Origin of the sequence: Streptomyces coeruleoprunus, assembly GCF_039542925.1 — a bacterium.
Classification (GTDB): Bacteria; Actinomycetota; Actinomycetes; order Streptomycetales; family Streptomycetaceae; genus Streptomyces; species Streptomyces coeruleoprunus.
The window spans coordinates 6,375,242-6,390,316 of the sequence record NZ_BAABIT010000001.1 but is presented as its reverse complement, the minus strand read 5'-3'; the positions used below and the strand labels follow the sequence as shown (position 1 = coordinate 6,390,316).

At 72.8% G+C, this 15,075-nt stretch carries 15 protein-coding genes and 1 riboswitch; of the genes, 8 read left to right on the top strand and 7 right to left on the bottom strand.

The window, feature by feature from the left end; genetic code table 11:
* Positions 1-11: 11 nt before the first annotated feature.
* Both ABEB09_RS28665 and ABEB09_RS28660 read left to right on the top strand, forming a co-directional pair.
* Positions 12-710, top strand: coding sequence for a pyridoxamine 5'-phosphate oxidase family protein (locus ABEB09_RS28665; RefSeq protein ID WP_345692800.1), 699 nt, complete (start codon positions 12-14; stop codon positions 708-710).
* 11 nt (positions 711-721) lie between these two features.
* Complete coding sequence (locus ABEB09_RS28660; RefSeq protein ID WP_345692799.1) at positions 722-1,363, top strand: FMN-binding negative transcriptional regulator; 642 nt, start codon at positions 722-724, stop codon at positions 1,361-1,363.
* Positions 1,364-1,459: 96 nt separating this feature from the next.
* On the opposite strand, the gene ABEB09_RS28655 is transcribed toward ABEB09_RS28660, so the two are convergent.
* Together ABEB09_RS28655 and ABEB09_RS28650 are read right to left on the bottom strand one after the other, a co-directional pair.
* Positions 1,460-2,443: an EamA family transporter gene (locus tag ABEB09_RS28655; RefSeq protein WP_345692798.1), complete on the bottom strand. Its 984-nt coding sequence runs from the start codon at positions 2,441-2,443 to the stop codon at positions 1,460-1,462.
* A gap of 23 nt (positions 2,444-2,466) precedes the next feature.
* On the bottom strand, positions 2,467-3,015 hold the full coding sequence (locus ABEB09_RS28650) for a Clp protease N-terminal domain-containing protein (protein ID WP_345692797.1): 549 nt from the start codon (positions 3,013-3,015) through the stop codon (positions 2,467-2,469).
* Positions 3,016-3,209: 194 nt separating this feature from the next.
* Between ABEB09_RS28650 and ABEB09_RS28645 the strand changes: the two genes are divergently transcribed.
* Both ABEB09_RS28645 and ABEB09_RS28640 read left to right on the top strand, forming a co-directional pair.
* Positions 3,210-3,392, top strand: a complete 183-nt coding sequence (locus ABEB09_RS28645; protein ID WP_345692796.1) for a hypothetical protein — start codon at positions 3,210-3,212, stop codon at positions 3,390-3,392.
* A gap of 86 nt (positions 3,393-3,478) precedes the next feature.
* Positions 3,479-3,910, top strand: a complete 432-nt coding sequence (locus ABEB09_RS28640; protein ID WP_345692795.1) for a type II toxin-antitoxin system Rv0910 family toxin — start codon at positions 3,479-3,481, stop codon at positions 3,908-3,910.
* Between the two features lie 84 nt (positions 3,911-3,994).
* Here ABEB09_RS28640 and ABEB09_RS28635 read toward each other — a convergent pair whose 3' ends face one another.
* Positions 3,995-4,624: a PadR family transcriptional regulator gene (locus ABEB09_RS28635; RefSeq protein WP_345692794.1), complete on the bottom strand. Its 630-nt coding sequence runs from the start codon at positions 4,622-4,624 to the stop codon at positions 3,995-3,997.
* Positions 4,625-4,813: 189 nt separating this feature from the next.
* On the opposite strand from ABEB09_RS28635, the gene ABEB09_RS28630 reads away from it, so the two are divergent.
* Positions 4,814-5,623, top strand: coding sequence for a PhzF family phenazine biosynthesis protein (locus ABEB09_RS28630; protein WP_345692793.1), 810 nt, complete (start codon positions 4,814-4,816; stop codon positions 5,621-5,623).
* 48 nt (positions 5,624-5,671) lie between these two features.
* On the opposite strand, the gene ABEB09_RS28625 is transcribed toward ABEB09_RS28630, so the two are convergent.
* Both ABEB09_RS28625 and ABEB09_RS28620 read right to left on the bottom strand, forming a co-directional pair.
* A complete protein-coding gene (locus ABEB09_RS28625; protein ID WP_380842564.1) occupies positions 5,672-6,478 on the bottom strand; it encodes a CPBP family intramembrane glutamic endopeptidase in 807 nt (268 codons plus the stop codon).
* Between the two features lie 81 nt (positions 6,479-6,559).
* Positions 6,560-8,083: a glutamate-cysteine ligase family protein gene (locus tag ABEB09_RS28620; protein WP_345692792.1), complete on the bottom strand. Its 1,524-nt coding sequence runs from the start codon at positions 8,081-8,083 to the stop codon at positions 6,560-6,562.
* Between the two features lie 487 nt (positions 8,084-8,570).
* Between ABEB09_RS28620 and ABEB09_RS28615 the strand changes: the two genes are divergently transcribed.
* Together ABEB09_RS28615 and ABEB09_RS28610 are read left to right on the top strand one after the other, a co-directional pair.
* On the top strand, positions 8,571-9,164 hold the full coding sequence (locus ABEB09_RS28615) for a hypothetical protein (protein ID WP_345692791.1): 594 nt from the start codon (positions 8,571-8,573) through the stop codon (positions 9,162-9,164).
* Positions 9,165-9,497: 333 nt separating this feature from the next.
* Positions 9,498-9,704 (top strand): DUF5999 family protein, encoded by a 207-nt coding sequence (locus ABEB09_RS28610; protein WP_345692790.1) that lies wholly within the window; start codon positions 9,498-9,500, stop codon positions 9,702-9,704.
* A 135-nt stretch (positions 9,705-9,839) separates the two neighbouring features.
* Here the strand turns inward: ABEB09_RS28610 and gcvP are convergent, their stop codons facing one another.
* A complete protein-coding gene (gene gcvP / locus ABEB09_RS28605; protein ID WP_345692789.1) occupies positions 9,840-12,725 on the bottom strand; it encodes an aminomethyl-transferring glycine dehydrogenase in 2,886 nt (961 codons plus the stop codon).
* Positions 12,726-12,905: 180 nt separating this feature from the next.
* A riboswitch (glycine riboswitch) is annotated at positions 12,906-13,004 on the bottom strand.
* A 114-nt stretch (positions 13,005-13,118) separates the two neighbouring features.
* Between gcvP and ABEB09_RS28600 the strand changes: the two genes are divergently transcribed.
* Positions 13,119-13,490: a PRC-barrel domain-containing protein gene (locus ABEB09_RS28600; RefSeq protein WP_345692788.1), complete on the top strand. Its 372-nt coding sequence runs from the start codon at positions 13,119-13,121 to the stop codon at positions 13,488-13,490.
* Here ABEB09_RS28600 and ABEB09_RS28595 read toward each other — a convergent pair.
* Positions 13,412-15,028 carry a DNA polymerase IV gene (locus ABEB09_RS28595; protein WP_345692787.1) on the bottom strand — a complete coding sequence of 539 codons (1,617 nt, stop codon included), beginning with the start codon at positions 15,026-15,028 and terminating at the stop codon, positions 13,412-13,414. The genes ABEB09_RS28600 and ABEB09_RS28595 overlap by 79 nt on opposite strands.
* Between the last annotated feature and the right edge of the window lie 47 nt (positions 15,029-15,075).

The window sequence follows — 15,075 nt, the reverse complement described above, 5'->3', positions numbered from 1 at the left end:
TGGAGGCCGCAATGTCGGAGACCGCGACCGCTGTCCACACGCCGGAGGCCGGAGGGTCCTACGTGCCGACGGACCGCACGATCCCGACGCGTGGCCGCCCCAAGGCCTCGTACGACCGGGAGCTGGTCCACTCGATACTGGACGCGGCGTACGTCTGCCACCTCGGCTTCGTCCGCGACGGGGCGCCCGTCGTCCTGCCGACGCTGTACGGGCGGGTGGGCGAGCGGCTGTACGTGCACGGCTCCACCGGTTCGCGCCCGCTGCGCATGGCGGGCGAGCGGCGGGAGGACCCGGGCCTGCCCGTGTGCCTGACCGTGACCCACGTCGACGGCCTGGTCCTGGCCCGCTCCGCGTTCCACCACTCCGTCAACTACCGCTCGGTCGTGGTGCACGGCGTCGCGCGGCAGGTGACGGACCCGGACGAGAAGCGCACGGCGCTCGACGCCCTCGTGGACCACGCCGTGCCCGGGCGCTCCCGCGACTCCCGGCCGGCCAACGCCAAGGAGCTGGCCGCCACCGCCGTCATCCGCCTCGATCTCGAAGAGGTGTCCGCCAAGGTGCGCACCGGCGGTGTCAACGAGGAGCCCGAGGACCTGGCGCTCCCCCACTGGGCCGGAGTGCTCCCGCTGGTCAGCCGGTACGGCACGGCGATCCCCGACAAGGACCTCGACCCGTCCGTCGCCCTGCCCGACTACCTCGCCGCACTCTGAGGGGCCCGGACATGCTCATCCACCCCTGGGACGCGGCCCATGACGAGGACGAGTGGCGGGACTGGCTCTCCCGCCACGACTTCGGCCAGCTGGCGGTGAACGGCCTGCCCGGTACGCCGCCATGGGTGCAGCCGCTGCACTTCCGGTACGACGCCGAGCCGGGCCCGTACGGCGAGGCGGTCACGCACCTGGCCCGGCCCAATCCGCTGTGGGACGCGCTGGAGGCCGACCCGCGCGTGGTGCTGAGCGTCGTCGACGACTACGTGTTCGTGCCGGGGCCGTGGGCCGCGCCCGTGGACGGGCCGCCCGAGCACGGGACCCCGACGTCGTTCTACGCGGCCGTGCAGCTGCATTGCACGGCCCACGTCGTGGACGACCCGGCCGAGAAGGCGGTCCTGCTCAACCGCCAGGTCGACCACTTCCAGCCGGAGGGCGGCTCGGCGCGCGCGGCCGTGGGCGAGGCGCCCTTCGGCCGGCTGCTGTCCGGGATCCGCGGCCTGCGGCTGGAGGTGACGGACGTACGGGCCAAGTTCAAGTACGCCCTGCACAAGCCCGAGCCCGTACAGGACCGCATAGCCGCGGGCCTGGCGGCACGCGGCGGCCCCCAGGACCGGGAGGCCGCCATCCATCAACGGCGCCGCCGGGCGGGCTGACATCAGCCCCTCCGGCGTTTGAGGGGTTCGGGGGCAGAGGCCCCCGATTCGGAAGGTGCGTGGCAGGGGAAGGCTCCGCCGGACTCCTTGGGCCCCTCACGTGGTGGTCGGTTCGGCGGCCCGCACCTCCCCGGACGCGGCAGCCTCCGAGCCGGCGACCGGCCCCGAGGGCGCCTTGGGCGTGGAGGACTGGGCGATGAACGCGCCGACGAGGACGATCGCGCCGCCGGCGATCTGCGGCGCGGACAGCTGCTCGCCCAGCAGCACCCACGCGAGGACGGTCGCGACGACCGCCTCCAGGCAGGCCACCACACCGGCGACCTGCGGGGAGAGCTTCCGTACGGAGATGACGCCGGTGACGTACGCGAGGACGGTGGCGACGAGCACGATCCAGCCGAGCAGCAGCCAGGCGGGCGCGGTGGTGCCGCCGATGCCGGCTCCGCCGGTGAGCACCGCCCAGTCCATGCCCCAGGGCCGGGCCACGACGGTCAGGACGAGGGCGCCGAAGAGCAGTCCGTACGCGATGACGCCGAGCGGATCGGCGGGTTCGGCCTCGTCGGTGCCCTGGTCGGCGAGGACGAAGTAGCCGACCTGGCAGCAGGCGGCGCCCAGCGCGAGGACCAGCCCGAGCAGGTCGAACCGGAGCCCGGACCAGACCTCGACGACGCAGGCGAGTCCGGCGACGGCGAGGACGACGCCGAGCGCGGCGGCGCGGGTCACGGGGCGGCGCTGGACGAACCGCACCCAGCCGAGGACGAGTGCCGGGGCCAGGTATTCGATGAGGAGCGCGACGCCGACCGGGATGCGGGACAGCGCGGCGAAGTAGCAGGCCTGCACACCGGCGACCGCGAGGAGGCCGAATCCGGCCAGGAGGGCCGGTTTGCGGCGCAGGAGGTCGCGGTGGCGCCAGGCGACGGGCAGCATGACGAGCGCGGCGCCGGCCACCCGGAGCCACACCACGTGCAGCGGGTCGAGGCCCGCCTCGATGAGCGGCTTGGCCGCGACACCTGATCCACCGAATGCGAACGCCGAGGCCAGGGCCAGTCCCAGGCCGGCGCTTCTCACCTGAGACGCGTGCATCGGCACATGATGGCAGGAGCCCGTCAGGAGCGTAAAGGCCGTGACACCTGTTGAGACGGTGGGGCCGCCGGGGCGGTGAGCGACAGGGGGTCGACGCCCGCGTGGCTGAGCACGTCGACGGCCCGGGATCCGGGGTGCGCCGCGAGTTCGGCCAGCAGGTCCAGGCCGCGGACGCGGGGGTCGCCGCGCCCCTCGGCCCGGGCCCGGGCGCCCTCCATGGCGGCCACGGCGGCGGGCGACCACCCGGCGACCGCCTCGGCGGGCCGGCACGACTCGGGGTGCGGTTCCACGCGGCCCCGCCAGCGCAGGCCGTAGCCGATGCTCCGCTGGACGAGGTAGCCGAGCACGCGTGCGACCTGCGTCCCGCTCGGGAAGGCGGCCCTGACCTCCGGGTCGGACTCGACGAGCGAGTGCAGGAGGTGGGCCGTGTCCACCTGGCGGTCACCGTCCCGCGCGGCCCTGCGCCGGGCACTGGCGACGACCGAGGCCAGCTCGACGGTGAGCCGGGTCTCGGGGTCCGCCGGGTGGCCGGCGGGCTGCTGCCGGGGCACCCGCGGAAGGGAACGTTGCACCCTCCCACCTCATCAGGCCAGGACGGCCGAAACATCCCCGTCGGGAACCATGCGCGCATCCCACGCAGGGTGGGCATGTGCCCGTGTCTCCTCCTTCTCAGGGAGGAGATCGGAAAATCCCCCCAAGGGGCGCGCGCCGACTTGATTTGCGCCCCATGGGCAACCATGGCCCGGGGCGTGTTCGTCTCCCTCACGTGTTCTGGTTGGTCGCCCTCCTCGCCCTGGACGGCCGGCAGTACGTCTACCGCGTGTACGCGCCGCGGGACGCGCTGCCGGGCGACCTGTTCTGGGCGGCCTTCCACTGCCACGACGAGCACGCCCTGCCCCGCGCGTCGGACCGGTTCGACTCGGCGGAGATCTGGCGCCCACATATCTGACGGTCCATCAGTCTTGCTTGTTCGCGCCCGTACGGCTACGACGGTCGGGGCCCGCGGAGGTCCCGTACTCGGAAAGGGGTGGCGGCATGGCGGAGGTCAGCGCGCAGGCACGGATCGAGGCACCGCCCGGGGAGGTCTGGGCCCGGCTCACCGACTTCGGCGCGTACGGCGAGTGGAACACCACGCACACCGGCTTCCCCGGCGGCGGCCCGGCGCCGCTCGCGGTCGGCGCCACGTACCTGGAGCAGATGAAGCTGATGAACTTCCCGGCCGAGGTGAACTGGACGGTCGCGGAAGTGGAGCCCGAGCGGCTGCTCGCGGCGACCGGCAAGGGCCCGATGGGCGTGAGCCTCGGCATGCGGTACGCGCTGACGCCGGACGGGGAGGGCGCCACCACGGTCCGGATCGACAGCGAGTTCACGGGCCCGGCCGTGTCGATGATGGCGAGCAGGCTCAAGGAGTCGGCGACGGCCGCGCTGAACGAGTCCCTGCGCAGGCTGGCGGGCCTGGTGTCCTGACCACCGGCGTCCGGCACGCGCGGACGGGCCCCGCCGCCGGTGAGGCGTGCGGGGCCCGTACGCGAACCGCCCTGCGGCGCCGGCTCAGTCCTCGTCGGCGAGGATCAGGTAGAGCCGCTTGCGGGCGTCGTTGATGACGGCCAGCGCCTTCTGCCGCTGGTCGGCGGAGCCGGTCTTCCACACCTGCCCGAAGGCCTCCATCAGGCCGAACCCGGCCTGGCGGATCTCGTTCATGGCCTCCCAGTCGATACCGCGGCCGGCTTCCTCCCAGGGCGCGTCGGGCGCCGTGTCGGCCTCGGCGCGCCCGGCCTCGGTGAGCGCGAACAGCTTCTTGCCCCCCTCGGTCTCGCTGGCGATCAACCCCTCGTCCTCCAGGAGCTGGAGGGTCGGGTAGACCGAGCCGGGGCTGGGCTTCCAGGCGCCGCCGCTGCGCTCGGCGATCTCCTGGATCATCTCGTAGCCGTGCATGGGGCGGTCCTTGAGCAGCGCCAGGATCGAGGCGCGCACGTCGCCGCGGCGCGCCCTCCCCCGGCCGCCCCCGCGCCCGCGCCCGCCGAAGGGACCCCCGAAGGGCCCGCCGAAGCCGGGGCCGCCGCCGAAGCCGGGCCCGAACGGGCCGAAGGCCGCACGGCGGCCCTCGAACTCACCGGTACCGCGATGGCCGGGTCCGCAGTGTCCATGCCCAGGTCCGTGTCCGTGTCCGTGGGAACGCATCGCTTCGCTCCTTCCTCCTCCGATCAACCTCGCCGGTCAACCTCGTTGGACGGCATCGTTGATCTGTCGCGATGCTTCAACGATATATCGGAATACGTCGTCCGCCAATCACCTGTCGAAGATTTTCGGGTCCAGATCCCCCGGATTGGCCTTGGCCTGCGGCTTCGTGGCACCTCTACCGTCGTGCCCATGCGGATTCGTATCGTCGACGCCTTCACCGACCGCCCCTTCTCCGGCAACCCGGCGGGCGTCGTACTCCTGGACGCCTTCCCCGACGACCACTGGCTCCAGAAGGTGGCCGCGGAGGTAAACCTCTCCGAGACCGCCTTCGCCCACCCCCTGCCCCCGGGCGGCGAGGCCGACTGGGCACTGCGCTGGCTCACCCCCGTCACGGAGGTGGACATGTGCGGCCACGCCACGCTGGCCACCGCGCACGTCCTGCGGACCACCGGCCGGGCCACCGGCACGGTGCGCTTCTCGGCCCGCTGCGGCATCCTCGCCGCGACGGCCGAGGACGACGGCACGATCACGATGGACTTCCCGACCTCCACACTGACGGCCGTCCCCGCGCCGGAGGGCCTGGCCAAGGCGCTCGGCGCGGACGTCGTGTCGGTCCACGACACCGCCGCGCACATCGGCGACCTCCTGGTGGAGCTGCGCGACGAGGAGACCGTGCGGTCGCTGGCGCCGGACTTCGCGGCGCTCGCGGGCCTCTCCGACCGGGGCGTCATCGCGACGGCCCCGGCGAGCGACCCGACGCGCGGGTACGACTTCGTGTCGCGCTGCTTCTTCCCCCGGGTGGGCATCGACGAGGACCCGGTGACGGGCAGCGCGCACACCGCGCTCGCCCCGTTCTGGTCGGCGCGGCTGGGCCGGGCCGAGCTGACGGGCCTGCAGGGCGGGGCGCGCACCGGGATCGTCCGTACGGCGCTGCGCGGCGAGCGCACCCTGCTCACGGGTCACGCGGTGACGGTCATCGAGGGCGAGCTGCTCGCCTGACCCGGCACGCCGGGGGCGGGCACCGCGGCCCGCCCCCGCGACCGCGGCTCACGCCGTGGGCAGCCACCCCACCTTGCCGGCGAGCAGCCCGTATCCGACGAACGCCACGATGTCGAGCAGCCCGTGCGCCACGACGAGCGGCCCGACGCGCCCCCACCGCCGGTACAGCACCACGAACACCACGCCCATCACGACGTTGCCGAGGAACCCGCCGATGCCCTGGTAGAGGTGGTACGAGCCGCGCAGCACCGAACTGGCCATCAGCGCCGCCGTCGGCGTCCACCCCAACTGCCCCAGGCGCCGCAGCAGATACCCGACGACGATGACCTCCTCCACCACGGAGTTCTGGATCGCCGACAGGATCAGCACGGGGTATTTCCACCAGGTGCCGGGCAGCGCCTCGGGCACCACGGTGAGGTTGACGCCCGCGGTACGGGCGATGAGGTAGAACGCGAGCCCGGCGGTGCCGATCCCGGCCGCGACGAGCGCCCCGCGTCCCAGGTCGGGCCACGGCCTGCGGCGGTCGAAGCCGATCACGCGCAGCCCCGCGCCCTCGCGCAGCAGCAGGTGCGCGACCAGCGCGACCGGCACCAGCGCCGTGGTGATGCCGAACAGCTGCCACGCCAGATCGAGCCAGGGGCGCCCGGGGGCGTACGAGCCGTTGAGCGTGGCCGCCTGGTCCTGGAGCCCGCCCGGCTTCGTCAGCGATCCGATGAAGCTGATCAGCGAGGAGACCGCGCTGGCGCCCAGCGACAGCGCCAGGACGAGCAGCAGCTCGGCCCGCAGCGTCCTGGCCGCGCCGCCGCGTGCCGCCTCGTCGGCCGCACCGGCCGTCCGTTCCGTCCCTGTCCCCACGCGCGCCTCCCGTTTCACACCCAGAGTCGTCAAGCTTGCCCGACGCCGGGGCGTGCGGCACGAACGGGTCCCGGACCGCGGTCAGCGGCCGCGCTGCGGATACGGCCCCGGGAAGCGCAACGGCCAGGTGTGGACCGGGTCGCCGCGCAGGGCCAGCTCCCGGTAGCGGCGGGTGGTGGCGGCGAGCGCCGCGTCGCGGTCAAGACCGGCTTCCAGGGCCCGGTGGAACGTTTCCACCTGCCAGGACGCGCCGTTCATCCGGCGCCGGCAGCGCTCCTCGATGATGCCGAGCGCGTGATCCCGGTCGGCGGGCTCGATGCCCCAGGCGTCCAGCCCGGCGGCCGCGAGCGGCAGCAGCTCGTCCCGGACCAGCTTCACGGCGGGCACCGCCGTCACGCCGCCGCCGCGGCCGGGACGCGGCCAGCGCAGCTCGGCGTCGATGCCGTACCGGCAGGCGGCGTCGAAGTTGGCCTCGGCCTCGGCGAACGACAGCCGCTTCCACACGGGGCGGGAGTCCTCGGCGAGCGCGCGCACGAGACCGTAGTAGAAGGCCGCGTTGGCGATGACGTCGTCGACGGTGGGACCGGCCGGCAGCACCCGGTTCTCCACGCGCAGGTGCGGGACGCCGTCCATGACGCCGTAGACGGGGCGGTTCCAGCGGTAGACGGTCCCGTTGTGCAGGACGAGTTCCTGGAGGCTGGGGATCCCGCCTTCGTCGAGGACGTGCAGCGGGTCCTCGTCGTCGCACAGGGGCAGCAGGGCAGGGAAGAACCGCAGGTTCTCCTCGAACAGCTCGTACGCGGACTCCACCCACCGCTCGCCGAACCAGGTCCGCGGCCGTACGCCCTGGGCCTGGAGCTCCGGCGGCCTGGTGTCGGTGGCCTGCTGGAACAGCGGCGGACGGGACTCGCGCCACAGCTCGTGGCCGAAGAGGAACGGGGCGTTGGCGCCCATGGCTATCTGGACCGCGGACACCGCCTGCGCCGCGTTCCACACGTCCGCGAAGCGGGCGGGCGTGACCTGGAGGTGCAGCTGCACCGACGTACAGGCGGACTCGGGCGTGATGGAGGCGGCCGTGCGGCTGAGCCGCTCCACGCCTTCGATCTCCAGGGCGAAGTTCTCCCCGCGCGCGGCGACGACCTGCTGGTTGAGCAGCAGGTACCGGTCGACGTCGGAGATGTTCGCCAGCTCCACGTCCTGCCAGGTGAGCGTGGGGAGAATGCCGATCATCAGGATGCCGGCGCCCAGCTCCTCGGCCTTGCGGTGGGCATATCCGAGGCCGGTGCGCAGCTCCTCGGTCAGCTGGGAGAAAACATGGCCGGCGAGCCGGTGCGGGGCGATATTCACTTCCAGATTGAACATTCCGAGTTCGGTCTGGAAATCCCGGCTCGCGATGCGCTCCAGCACCGCGCCATTCATCATCCGGGGAAGTCCGTCCGGGCCCGCGAGATTCAACTCGATCTCCAGGCCCATGAGGTTCCTGGGGCGGTCGAAGCGCTTCTCCGTGTGCAGCCGCTCCAGGGCTTCCAGGCACCGCTGCAGCTTCCTGCGGTACTTCTGCCGATCGGACAGGTCGAACCCGACCGCCACGACCTTCTCCCCCATCGGAAGCGTCCTTCCTCGACTGGGCGGCACGCGGCGTCGGCCGCTCGCGTCAGGGACGATGATGCCCAGCCGGACCGATCCGTAACTCACCCGCGGACACCGCTTTGCGGCTAGGCTTGCCCGGTCGGCCGTCCGGCACATTCCGGCGGCATGGAGCGGCTAGCAGATCACCTTCCGGGGCATGGTGAAAATCGCCGACGCGATTCAGCCGTCCGCCCGGCGGGAAGCATCGCAGGCGGGGCCCTCGGACACCCGGAGAAATCCCCAGAAATTACCGCACAACAGGGACCTGATTCGGCCTTGGCAGGGTTATCGGCAGGTGTGGCGGAAACATCGCGTGAACATTTGTCGTATAAACTCCGCGCACGGGGCGGAGAGCCGGGTGCCCGGCATGGAGCCCCGGGTCCCGGTCCGGCCCCGGCTTGCTGACAGCGCCGTCCGCACCTGCCCAGGCATCACCTGTCTCTTGATTGAGAGGCGACCCACCATGCCGCTCCATGTCTCCCAGGCACCCGCGCCTGCTCTCCACAGTGTCCTCGCGGCGCTCGGCTCCCCCGCCGCCCGCGAGACCGGTACTCCCGCTCTCCGGTCCGTCCAGGGACCGCTGAGCGCCGAACTCCCGCTCCCCGTCCATGTGCTGGACATCGGCGCCCCGACGCTCGGGTCCGCCGGCACGCCCCGCACCCGACTCGTCGGCTGGCGGTTCCTCATCCGCGGCGGCGACCACACGCTCGCCGCCGCGGACACGGTGCCGACGGCCGACGGCTGGTCCTTCTCGCACTTCTCCGAAGGGCCGTACATCGCGTCCACCGAGAAGGCGCTCTACCAGGCGGAGGCCGCACAGTCCGGCTGGCAGCCCCGGCTGCTGTCCGTACCCGAGCTGTACATGCTCACGCTGTGGCTGCACGGCGACACGGACGCCGACCCGTCGCAGGGCGCCCCCGACGGCGCCGACGTGCTGATCCCCCTGGCGCCCGCGCCACCGGGGATCGCCGCACACCGGCCGCAGCGGGTCGCGGACCTCCTCCCGCGCCTCGCCGTCCGCCTCGTACCGCCCCCGCTCCTCGGCTCGACGGCCTGACGCGGACGGCCTTACGGCTCCCACCAGGCACTCGTGCCCCACCCGTTGCCCCGCGTCCCACGCCGGACGCGGGGCACCGTGCTGCCGGCACCTGACCCGCCCGGACTAGTCCGCTCCGGCCACCCCGAACCACCCGAAGTAACCGTGCGGTTCCGTTGAACCATCCGCGCGGGTGATACGTCCTTGAGCAGTAGGAAGAGCTGCCGCGAAATCCCTGCGGATTGACGCCCGTGGGGCAACACTGGGAATGGACCGATCGAAAGACGGGGGGCGGCCATGAACACCGCATCGAGCCGCAGGACAGACTCCACATCGCAGCGAAAGAACCCAGCCATGTGCCAGCACCAGCCAGCCTGCCCGACAGCCGACTCAGCCGACCGGGAGGCGGCGCGCCCTGTGGTGCACCACCCGGAGCAGGGCTGGAGCCTGCTGTGCAACGGCGTGCTGCTCTTCGAGGACACCGGTGAGCTGCTGCCGGACGGGCAGATCATCGCACCGCACCGCCCGCTGACCACGGCACAGGTCATGACGGCCGCGTAGCGCCGGCACGACGCACGACGAAGGGGCCGGTACGGAGGACTCATCCTCCGTACCGGCCCCGATGCGTATCAGGCGACCGCGCGTATCAGGCGACCGTCGGACGGTCACCGCCAGGCGGTCGGCCGCCCGACCCCATCACGCGTCGTACTCGTCCAGCGGCGGGCAGGAGCAGACCAGGTTGCGGTCGCCGAAGGCACCGTCGATCCGGCGCACCGGCGGCCAGTACTTGTCCGCCGCCGACACACCGGCCGGGAAGACGGCCTCGTCGCGGCTGTAGGCGTGGTCCCACGCCCCGCCCAGCGCGGCCGCCGTGTGCGGGGCGTTGCGCAGCGGGTTGTCGTCGGCGGGCCACTCGCCCGACGCGACCTTCTCGATCTCGGCACGGATCGCGATCATCGTGTCGCAGAACCGGTCGAGCTCGGTCAGGTCCTCGCTCTCGGTCGGCTCGATCATCAGCGTGCCGGCCACCGGGAACGACATCGTCGGCGCGTGGAAGCCGTAGTCGATCAGGCGCTTGGCGATGTCGTCGACGCTGACACCCGTCGCCTTCGACAGCGGACGCAGGTCGATGATGCACTCGTGCGCGACCAGCCCGCCCGGGCCCGTGTACAGGACCGGGTAGTGCGGCTCCAGGCGCTTGGCGATGTAGTTCGCGGCCAGCACGGCGACCTGGGTGGCGCGCTTGAGGCCCTCGCCGCCCATGAGCCGGACGTACGCCCAGGAGATCGGCAGGATGCCCGCGGAGCCCCACGGCGCCGCCGAGATCGGGCCGACGCCCGTCTCCGGGCCCGCGCTCGGCTGGAGCGGGTGGTTCGGCAGGTACGGCGCGAGGTGCTCGCGGACCGCGACCGGACCGACACCGGGGCCGCCGCCACCGTGCGGGATGCAGAACGTCTTGTGCAGGTTCAGGTGCGAGACGTCGCCGCCGAACTTGCCCGGCTCGGCGAGGCCGACCAGCGCGTTGAGGTTGGCGCCGTCGACGTACACCTGGCCGCCGGCCTCGTGGACCTGCCCGCAGATGTCGGCGACGTGCTCCTCGAACACACCGTGCGTCGACGGGTAGGTGATCATCAGCACGGCCAGCTCGTCGCGGTACTGCTCGATCTTGGCCCGCAGGTCCTCGACGTCGATCTCGCCGTCGTCGGCGGTCTTGACCACGACGACCTTCATCCCGGCCATCACGGCGCTCGCGGCGTTGGTGCCGTGCGCGGACGAGGGGATGAGGCAGACCGTGCGCTGCGTGTCGCCGTTGGCGCGGTGGTACGCGCGGACGGCGAGCAGGCCGGCCAGCTCGCCCTGCGAGCCGGCGTTGGGCTGGATCGACACCTTGTCGTAGCCGGTGACCTCGGCGAGGCGCTCCTCCAGCTCACGGATCAGCGTGAGGTAGCCCTGCGCCTGCTCGACCGGCGCGAAGGGGTGGATCTGCCCGAACTCGGGCCAGGTGACCGGCTCCATCTCCGTGGTCGCGTTCAGCTTCATGGTGCAGGAGCCGAGCGGGATCATGCCCCGGTCCAGCGCGTAGTCGCGGTCGGCGAGCTTGCGCAGGTAGCGCAGCATCGCGGTCTCGGAGCGGTGGCTGTGGAAGACCGGGTGGGTCATGTACACGTCGGTGCGCAGCAGACCCTCGGGCAGGGCGTCGGCGGTCGCCGCGTCCAGCGCGTCTATGTCACCGTTCACGCCGAAGGCGCCCCACACGGCGGAGAGCTGCGCGCGGCCGGTGGTCTCGTCGCAGGCGATGGAGACGTGGTCGGCGTCGACGTGGCGGATGTTCACGCCACCCTCGCGGGCGGCGGCCACGACCTCGGCGGCCCGGCCGGGCACGCGGACGGTCACGGTGTCGAAGAAGGTGCCGTGGACGACCTCGGCGCCGCCGGCCCGCAGGCCCTCGGCGAGGATCGCGGCGTACCGGTGGGTGCGCTGCGCGATCTCCTTCAGGCCCTCGGGGCCGTGGTAGACCGCGTACATGCCGGCCATGACGGCGAGGAGCACCTGGGCGGTGCAGATGTTGCTGGTGGCCTTCTCGCGCCGGATGTGCTGCTCGCGGGTCTGGAGCGCCAGGCGGTACGCCTTGTTGCCGTCCGCGTCGACGGAGACGCCGACGAGGCGGCCGGGCAGGCTGCGCGCGAAGGCGTCGCGGACCGCCATGTAACCGGCGTGCGGGCCGCCGAAGCCCATCGGGACGCCGAAGCGCTGCGTGGTGCCGACGGCGATGTCCGCGCCGAGCGCGCCGGGCGCGGCGAGCAGGGTCAGCGCGAGCAGGTCGGCGGCGACGGTGACGACGGCGCCCAGCTCGTGGGCGGCGTCGATGAGCGGCTTGATGTCCCGCACGGCGCCGGAGGCACCCGGGTACTGGATGAGCACGCCGAAGACACCGCGCTCGGCGACCTCGGCCGGGATGCCCTCGCTCAGGTCGGCGACGACGACCTCGACCCCGGTCGGCTCGGCGCGGGTCTCGATGACGGCGATCGTCTGCGGCAGGGCGTCGGCGTCAATCAGGTAGACGCCGTTCTTGACCTTGCCGACGCGCCGGGACAGCGCCATGGCCTCGGCGGCGGCGGTGCCCTCGTCGAGCAGCGAGGCGCCGGAGGTGGGCAGGCCGGTCAGGTCGGCGACGACGGTCTGGAAGTTCAGCAGCGCCTCGAGGCGGCCCTGCGAGATCTCCGGCTGGTACGGCGTGTAGGCCGTGTACCAGGCCGGGTTCTCCATGACGTTGCGGAGGATGACCGGCGGCGTGAACGTGCCGTAGTAGCCGAGGCCGATCATCGGGGCGAGGACCTGGTTGCGGTCCGCGAGGGAGCGCAGCTCGGCCAGCACCTCGGCCTCGGTGCGGGCCTCCGGCAGGCCCAGCGCCTCGGCGCTCTTGATCACGTCCGGCACCGCGGCCGCCGTGAGTTCGTCGAGCGAACCGTAGCCGACCTGGGCGAGCATCTTGGCGCGCGCCTCAGCGTCGGGCCCGATGTGGCGCTGCTCGAAGGGGGTGCCTCGCTCCAGGCGGGAGAGCGGGATGCGGTTGGCGGTCATGTACGGGGGCCTCCTGGTCGATACGACCTGCGAGGGGCACCGCGGCGCGGGTGCCCGGACGGCCTCCCCCTCTGTCATCTCAACCTGAGAGCTTCGCCGTACACGCCCGGGAGCGGGTGCGGCTTTCACCGTCGGTGAGGGCGGATGCCGTCCGACGCCCGCCCTGCTTTCCAGAGTGACCTCGTCCGTGCGGTACAGGGGCCTGAGAGATTCCGGGGAGGATTTGCTCCTTCGGCGCCCCCGAAAGCTTTCTTCGGAGGACTCTCCCGCACAGGGTCAGCGGCCATTGCCAGCCTACCAGCGACGTTCCGCGCCGATCCCTCGAGTGGCCGACGTCACGGATGTGCCCTTTCGTGGTGTGTACGCACCAGTTGTGACCGACTGGAGGAACCCGTGCAGAGCGACATCGACCCGCGCAGCCTGATCGGGCGCAAGGCGTTCGACCGTGACGGCCACAAAATCGGCACGGTGGACGAGGTGTACCTCGACGACGCCACCGGTGCTCCGGAGTGGGCCGCCGTACGGACGGGCCTCTTCGGCCGCGACGCCTTCGTCCCCCTGGAGCCGAGCGAGGTCGTCGGCGAGGGCCTGCACGTGCCCTTCGAGCGCTCACTGATCAAGGACGCACCGGACTTCGGGGTGGGCCGCCACCTCTCCCCCGAGCAGGAGCTGCAGCTCTACCACCACTACGGTCTGGACCTGCCCGCGCCGCCGGAGGGATCCCCCGACCGGGACTTCGGCCGGCTGGCCGACTCCGACGACTGATCCCGCGCGGCCCCGCCCGGCACCAGGGGCAGCGGGTCCGAGGGCTGCAGCCCGGGGTCGTCCGTCCAGAACGTCCGCACCCGCCCCGGCGCCGACCCGGGCTCCTCGAACCGTACGGTGACGCGTCCGAGGCCGCTGCCCTGCACCCACCCGGCCCCGTACTCCACGTGCCGCACGTCCTGCCCGGCCGCCCAGGTCCGCCCGCCCCCGCGCGGCCCGGCGGGCCCTGCGACGACTGTCCCCACGCCCAGGCCGCTGTCCTCCCGGAAGCCGGCGCCGGATTCCGTGCCCGGCTCACGGACACGGGCCTCCTGTATCTCGCCACCGGCCGCGTCCGCCCGCTCGGCACGCCCCACCGTGGCCCCGGCCGGGGCCACCCCCGCCACAGCCCCGTCCACGGCCTCGGCCTCGGCCTCGGCAGCCGATGGGGACACCCCGTCCTCCTCCCCCGTCGTCCGTGCGGCCTCCGCCGCCTGCGCGAAGAGGTCCTCCTGCGTGAAGTCGGCCAGCCCGGTCACGCCCACGCCCAGCAGCCGCACCCCACCCGTGGTGTCCACGGCGTCCAGGAGCCGCGCCGCCGCCTCGCGTACGACCGCGGGGTCGTCCGTCGGGCCGCGCAGGGTCTCGGACCGGGTGAGCGTCGAGAAGTCGTACCGCCGGACCTTCAGCACCACCGTGCGCCCGGAGCGCCCCGCGGCCCGCAGCCGCGTCACGCACCGGTCGGCCAGCCGCTCGACCTCCCACCGCACCCGCACCCGGTCGTGCAGGTCGACGTCGAAGGTGTCCTCCACGGACACCGACTTGGCGTCCCGCTCCGCCACCACGGGCCGGTCGTCGTGCCCCAGGGCCATCGCGTACAGGGACGCCCCGTGCGCCTTGCCCAGCAGCCGCACCAGCTCGTCCTCGCCCGCCTCGGCCAGGTCCGCGACCGTCGTCATACCGGCCCGCCGCAGGTGATCCTCCGTGGCCGGCCCGATGCCCGGCAGGGTGCGCACACCCATGGGGGCCAGCAGGGCGCGCTCGGTGCCCGGCTCGATCAGCATGAGCCCGTCGGGCTTGGCCTGCTCGGACGCGATCTTGGCGAGCATCTTGGAGCCGGCGAGCCCCACGGACCCCGACAGTCCGGTGGCGGCGCGGATGTCCCGGCGCAACTGCTCGCCGGCCGCCCGGGCGCTCGCCGCATCGTCGGCGGTCCCCCCGGCCTCCAGGTCGACGAACGCCTCGTCCAGGCTCAGCGGCTCCACCAGCGGCGACAGCCGGCCCAGCAGCTCCATGACCTGCTCGCTCACCATCCGGTACACCGTGAAGCGCGGCACCAGGTACGCGGCGTTCGGCGCCAGCCGCCGGGCCTGCGCCATGGGCATCGCCGAGTGCACACCGAACCGACGCGCCTCGTACGACGCGGTGGCCACCACCCCGCGCGGCCCCAGCCCGCCCACGACGACGGCCTTTCCGCGCAGACTGGGCTTCGCCGCCTGCTCCACAGCGGCGTAGAACGCATCCATGTCCAGATGCAGGATCGTCGGCGCGGTTCTCACATCACCGATGCTGCCTCACACCACTGACAATCGACCGCACAGACGTG

Coding starts and splice junctions, on each gene's coding strand:
- ABEB09_RS28665 (WP_345692800.1), top strand. CDS start 12: ATGTCGGAGACCGCGACCGCTGTCCACACGCCGGAGGCCGGAGGGTCC.
- ABEB09_RS28660 (WP_345692799.1), top strand. CDS start 722: ATGCTCATCCACCCCTGGGACGCGGCCCATGACGAGGACGAGTGGCGG.
- ABEB09_RS28655 (WP_345692798.1), bottom strand. CDS start 2,443: ATGCACGCGTCTCAGGTGAGAAGCGCCGGCCTGGGACTGGCCCTGGCC.
- ABEB09_RS28640 (WP_345692795.1), top strand. CDS start 3,479: ATGGCGGAGGTCAGCGCGCAGGCACGGATCGAGGCACCGCCCGGGGAG.
- ABEB09_RS28635 (WP_345692794.1), bottom strand. CDS start 4,624: ATGCGTTCCCACGGACACGGACACGGACCTGGGCATGGACACTGCGGA.
- ABEB09_RS28630 (WP_345692793.1), top strand. CDS start 4,814: ATGCGGATTCGTATCGTCGACGCCTTCACCGACCGCCCCTTCTCCGGC.
- ABEB09_RS28620 (WP_345692792.1), bottom strand. CDS start 8,083: ATGGGGGAGAAGGTCGTGGCGGTCGGGTTCGACCTGTCCGATCGGCAG.
- ABEB09_RS28615 (WP_345692791.1), top strand. CDS start 8,571: ATGCCGCTCCATGTCTCCCAGGCACCCGCGCCTGCTCTCCACAGTGTC.
- ABEB09_RS28610 (WP_345692790.1), top strand. CDS start 9,498: ATGTGCCAGCACCAGCCAGCCTGCCCGACAGCCGACTCAGCCGACCGG.
- gcvP (WP_345692789.1), bottom strand. CDS start 12,725: ATGACCGCCAACCGCATCCCGCTCTCCCGCCTGGAGCGAGGCACCCCC.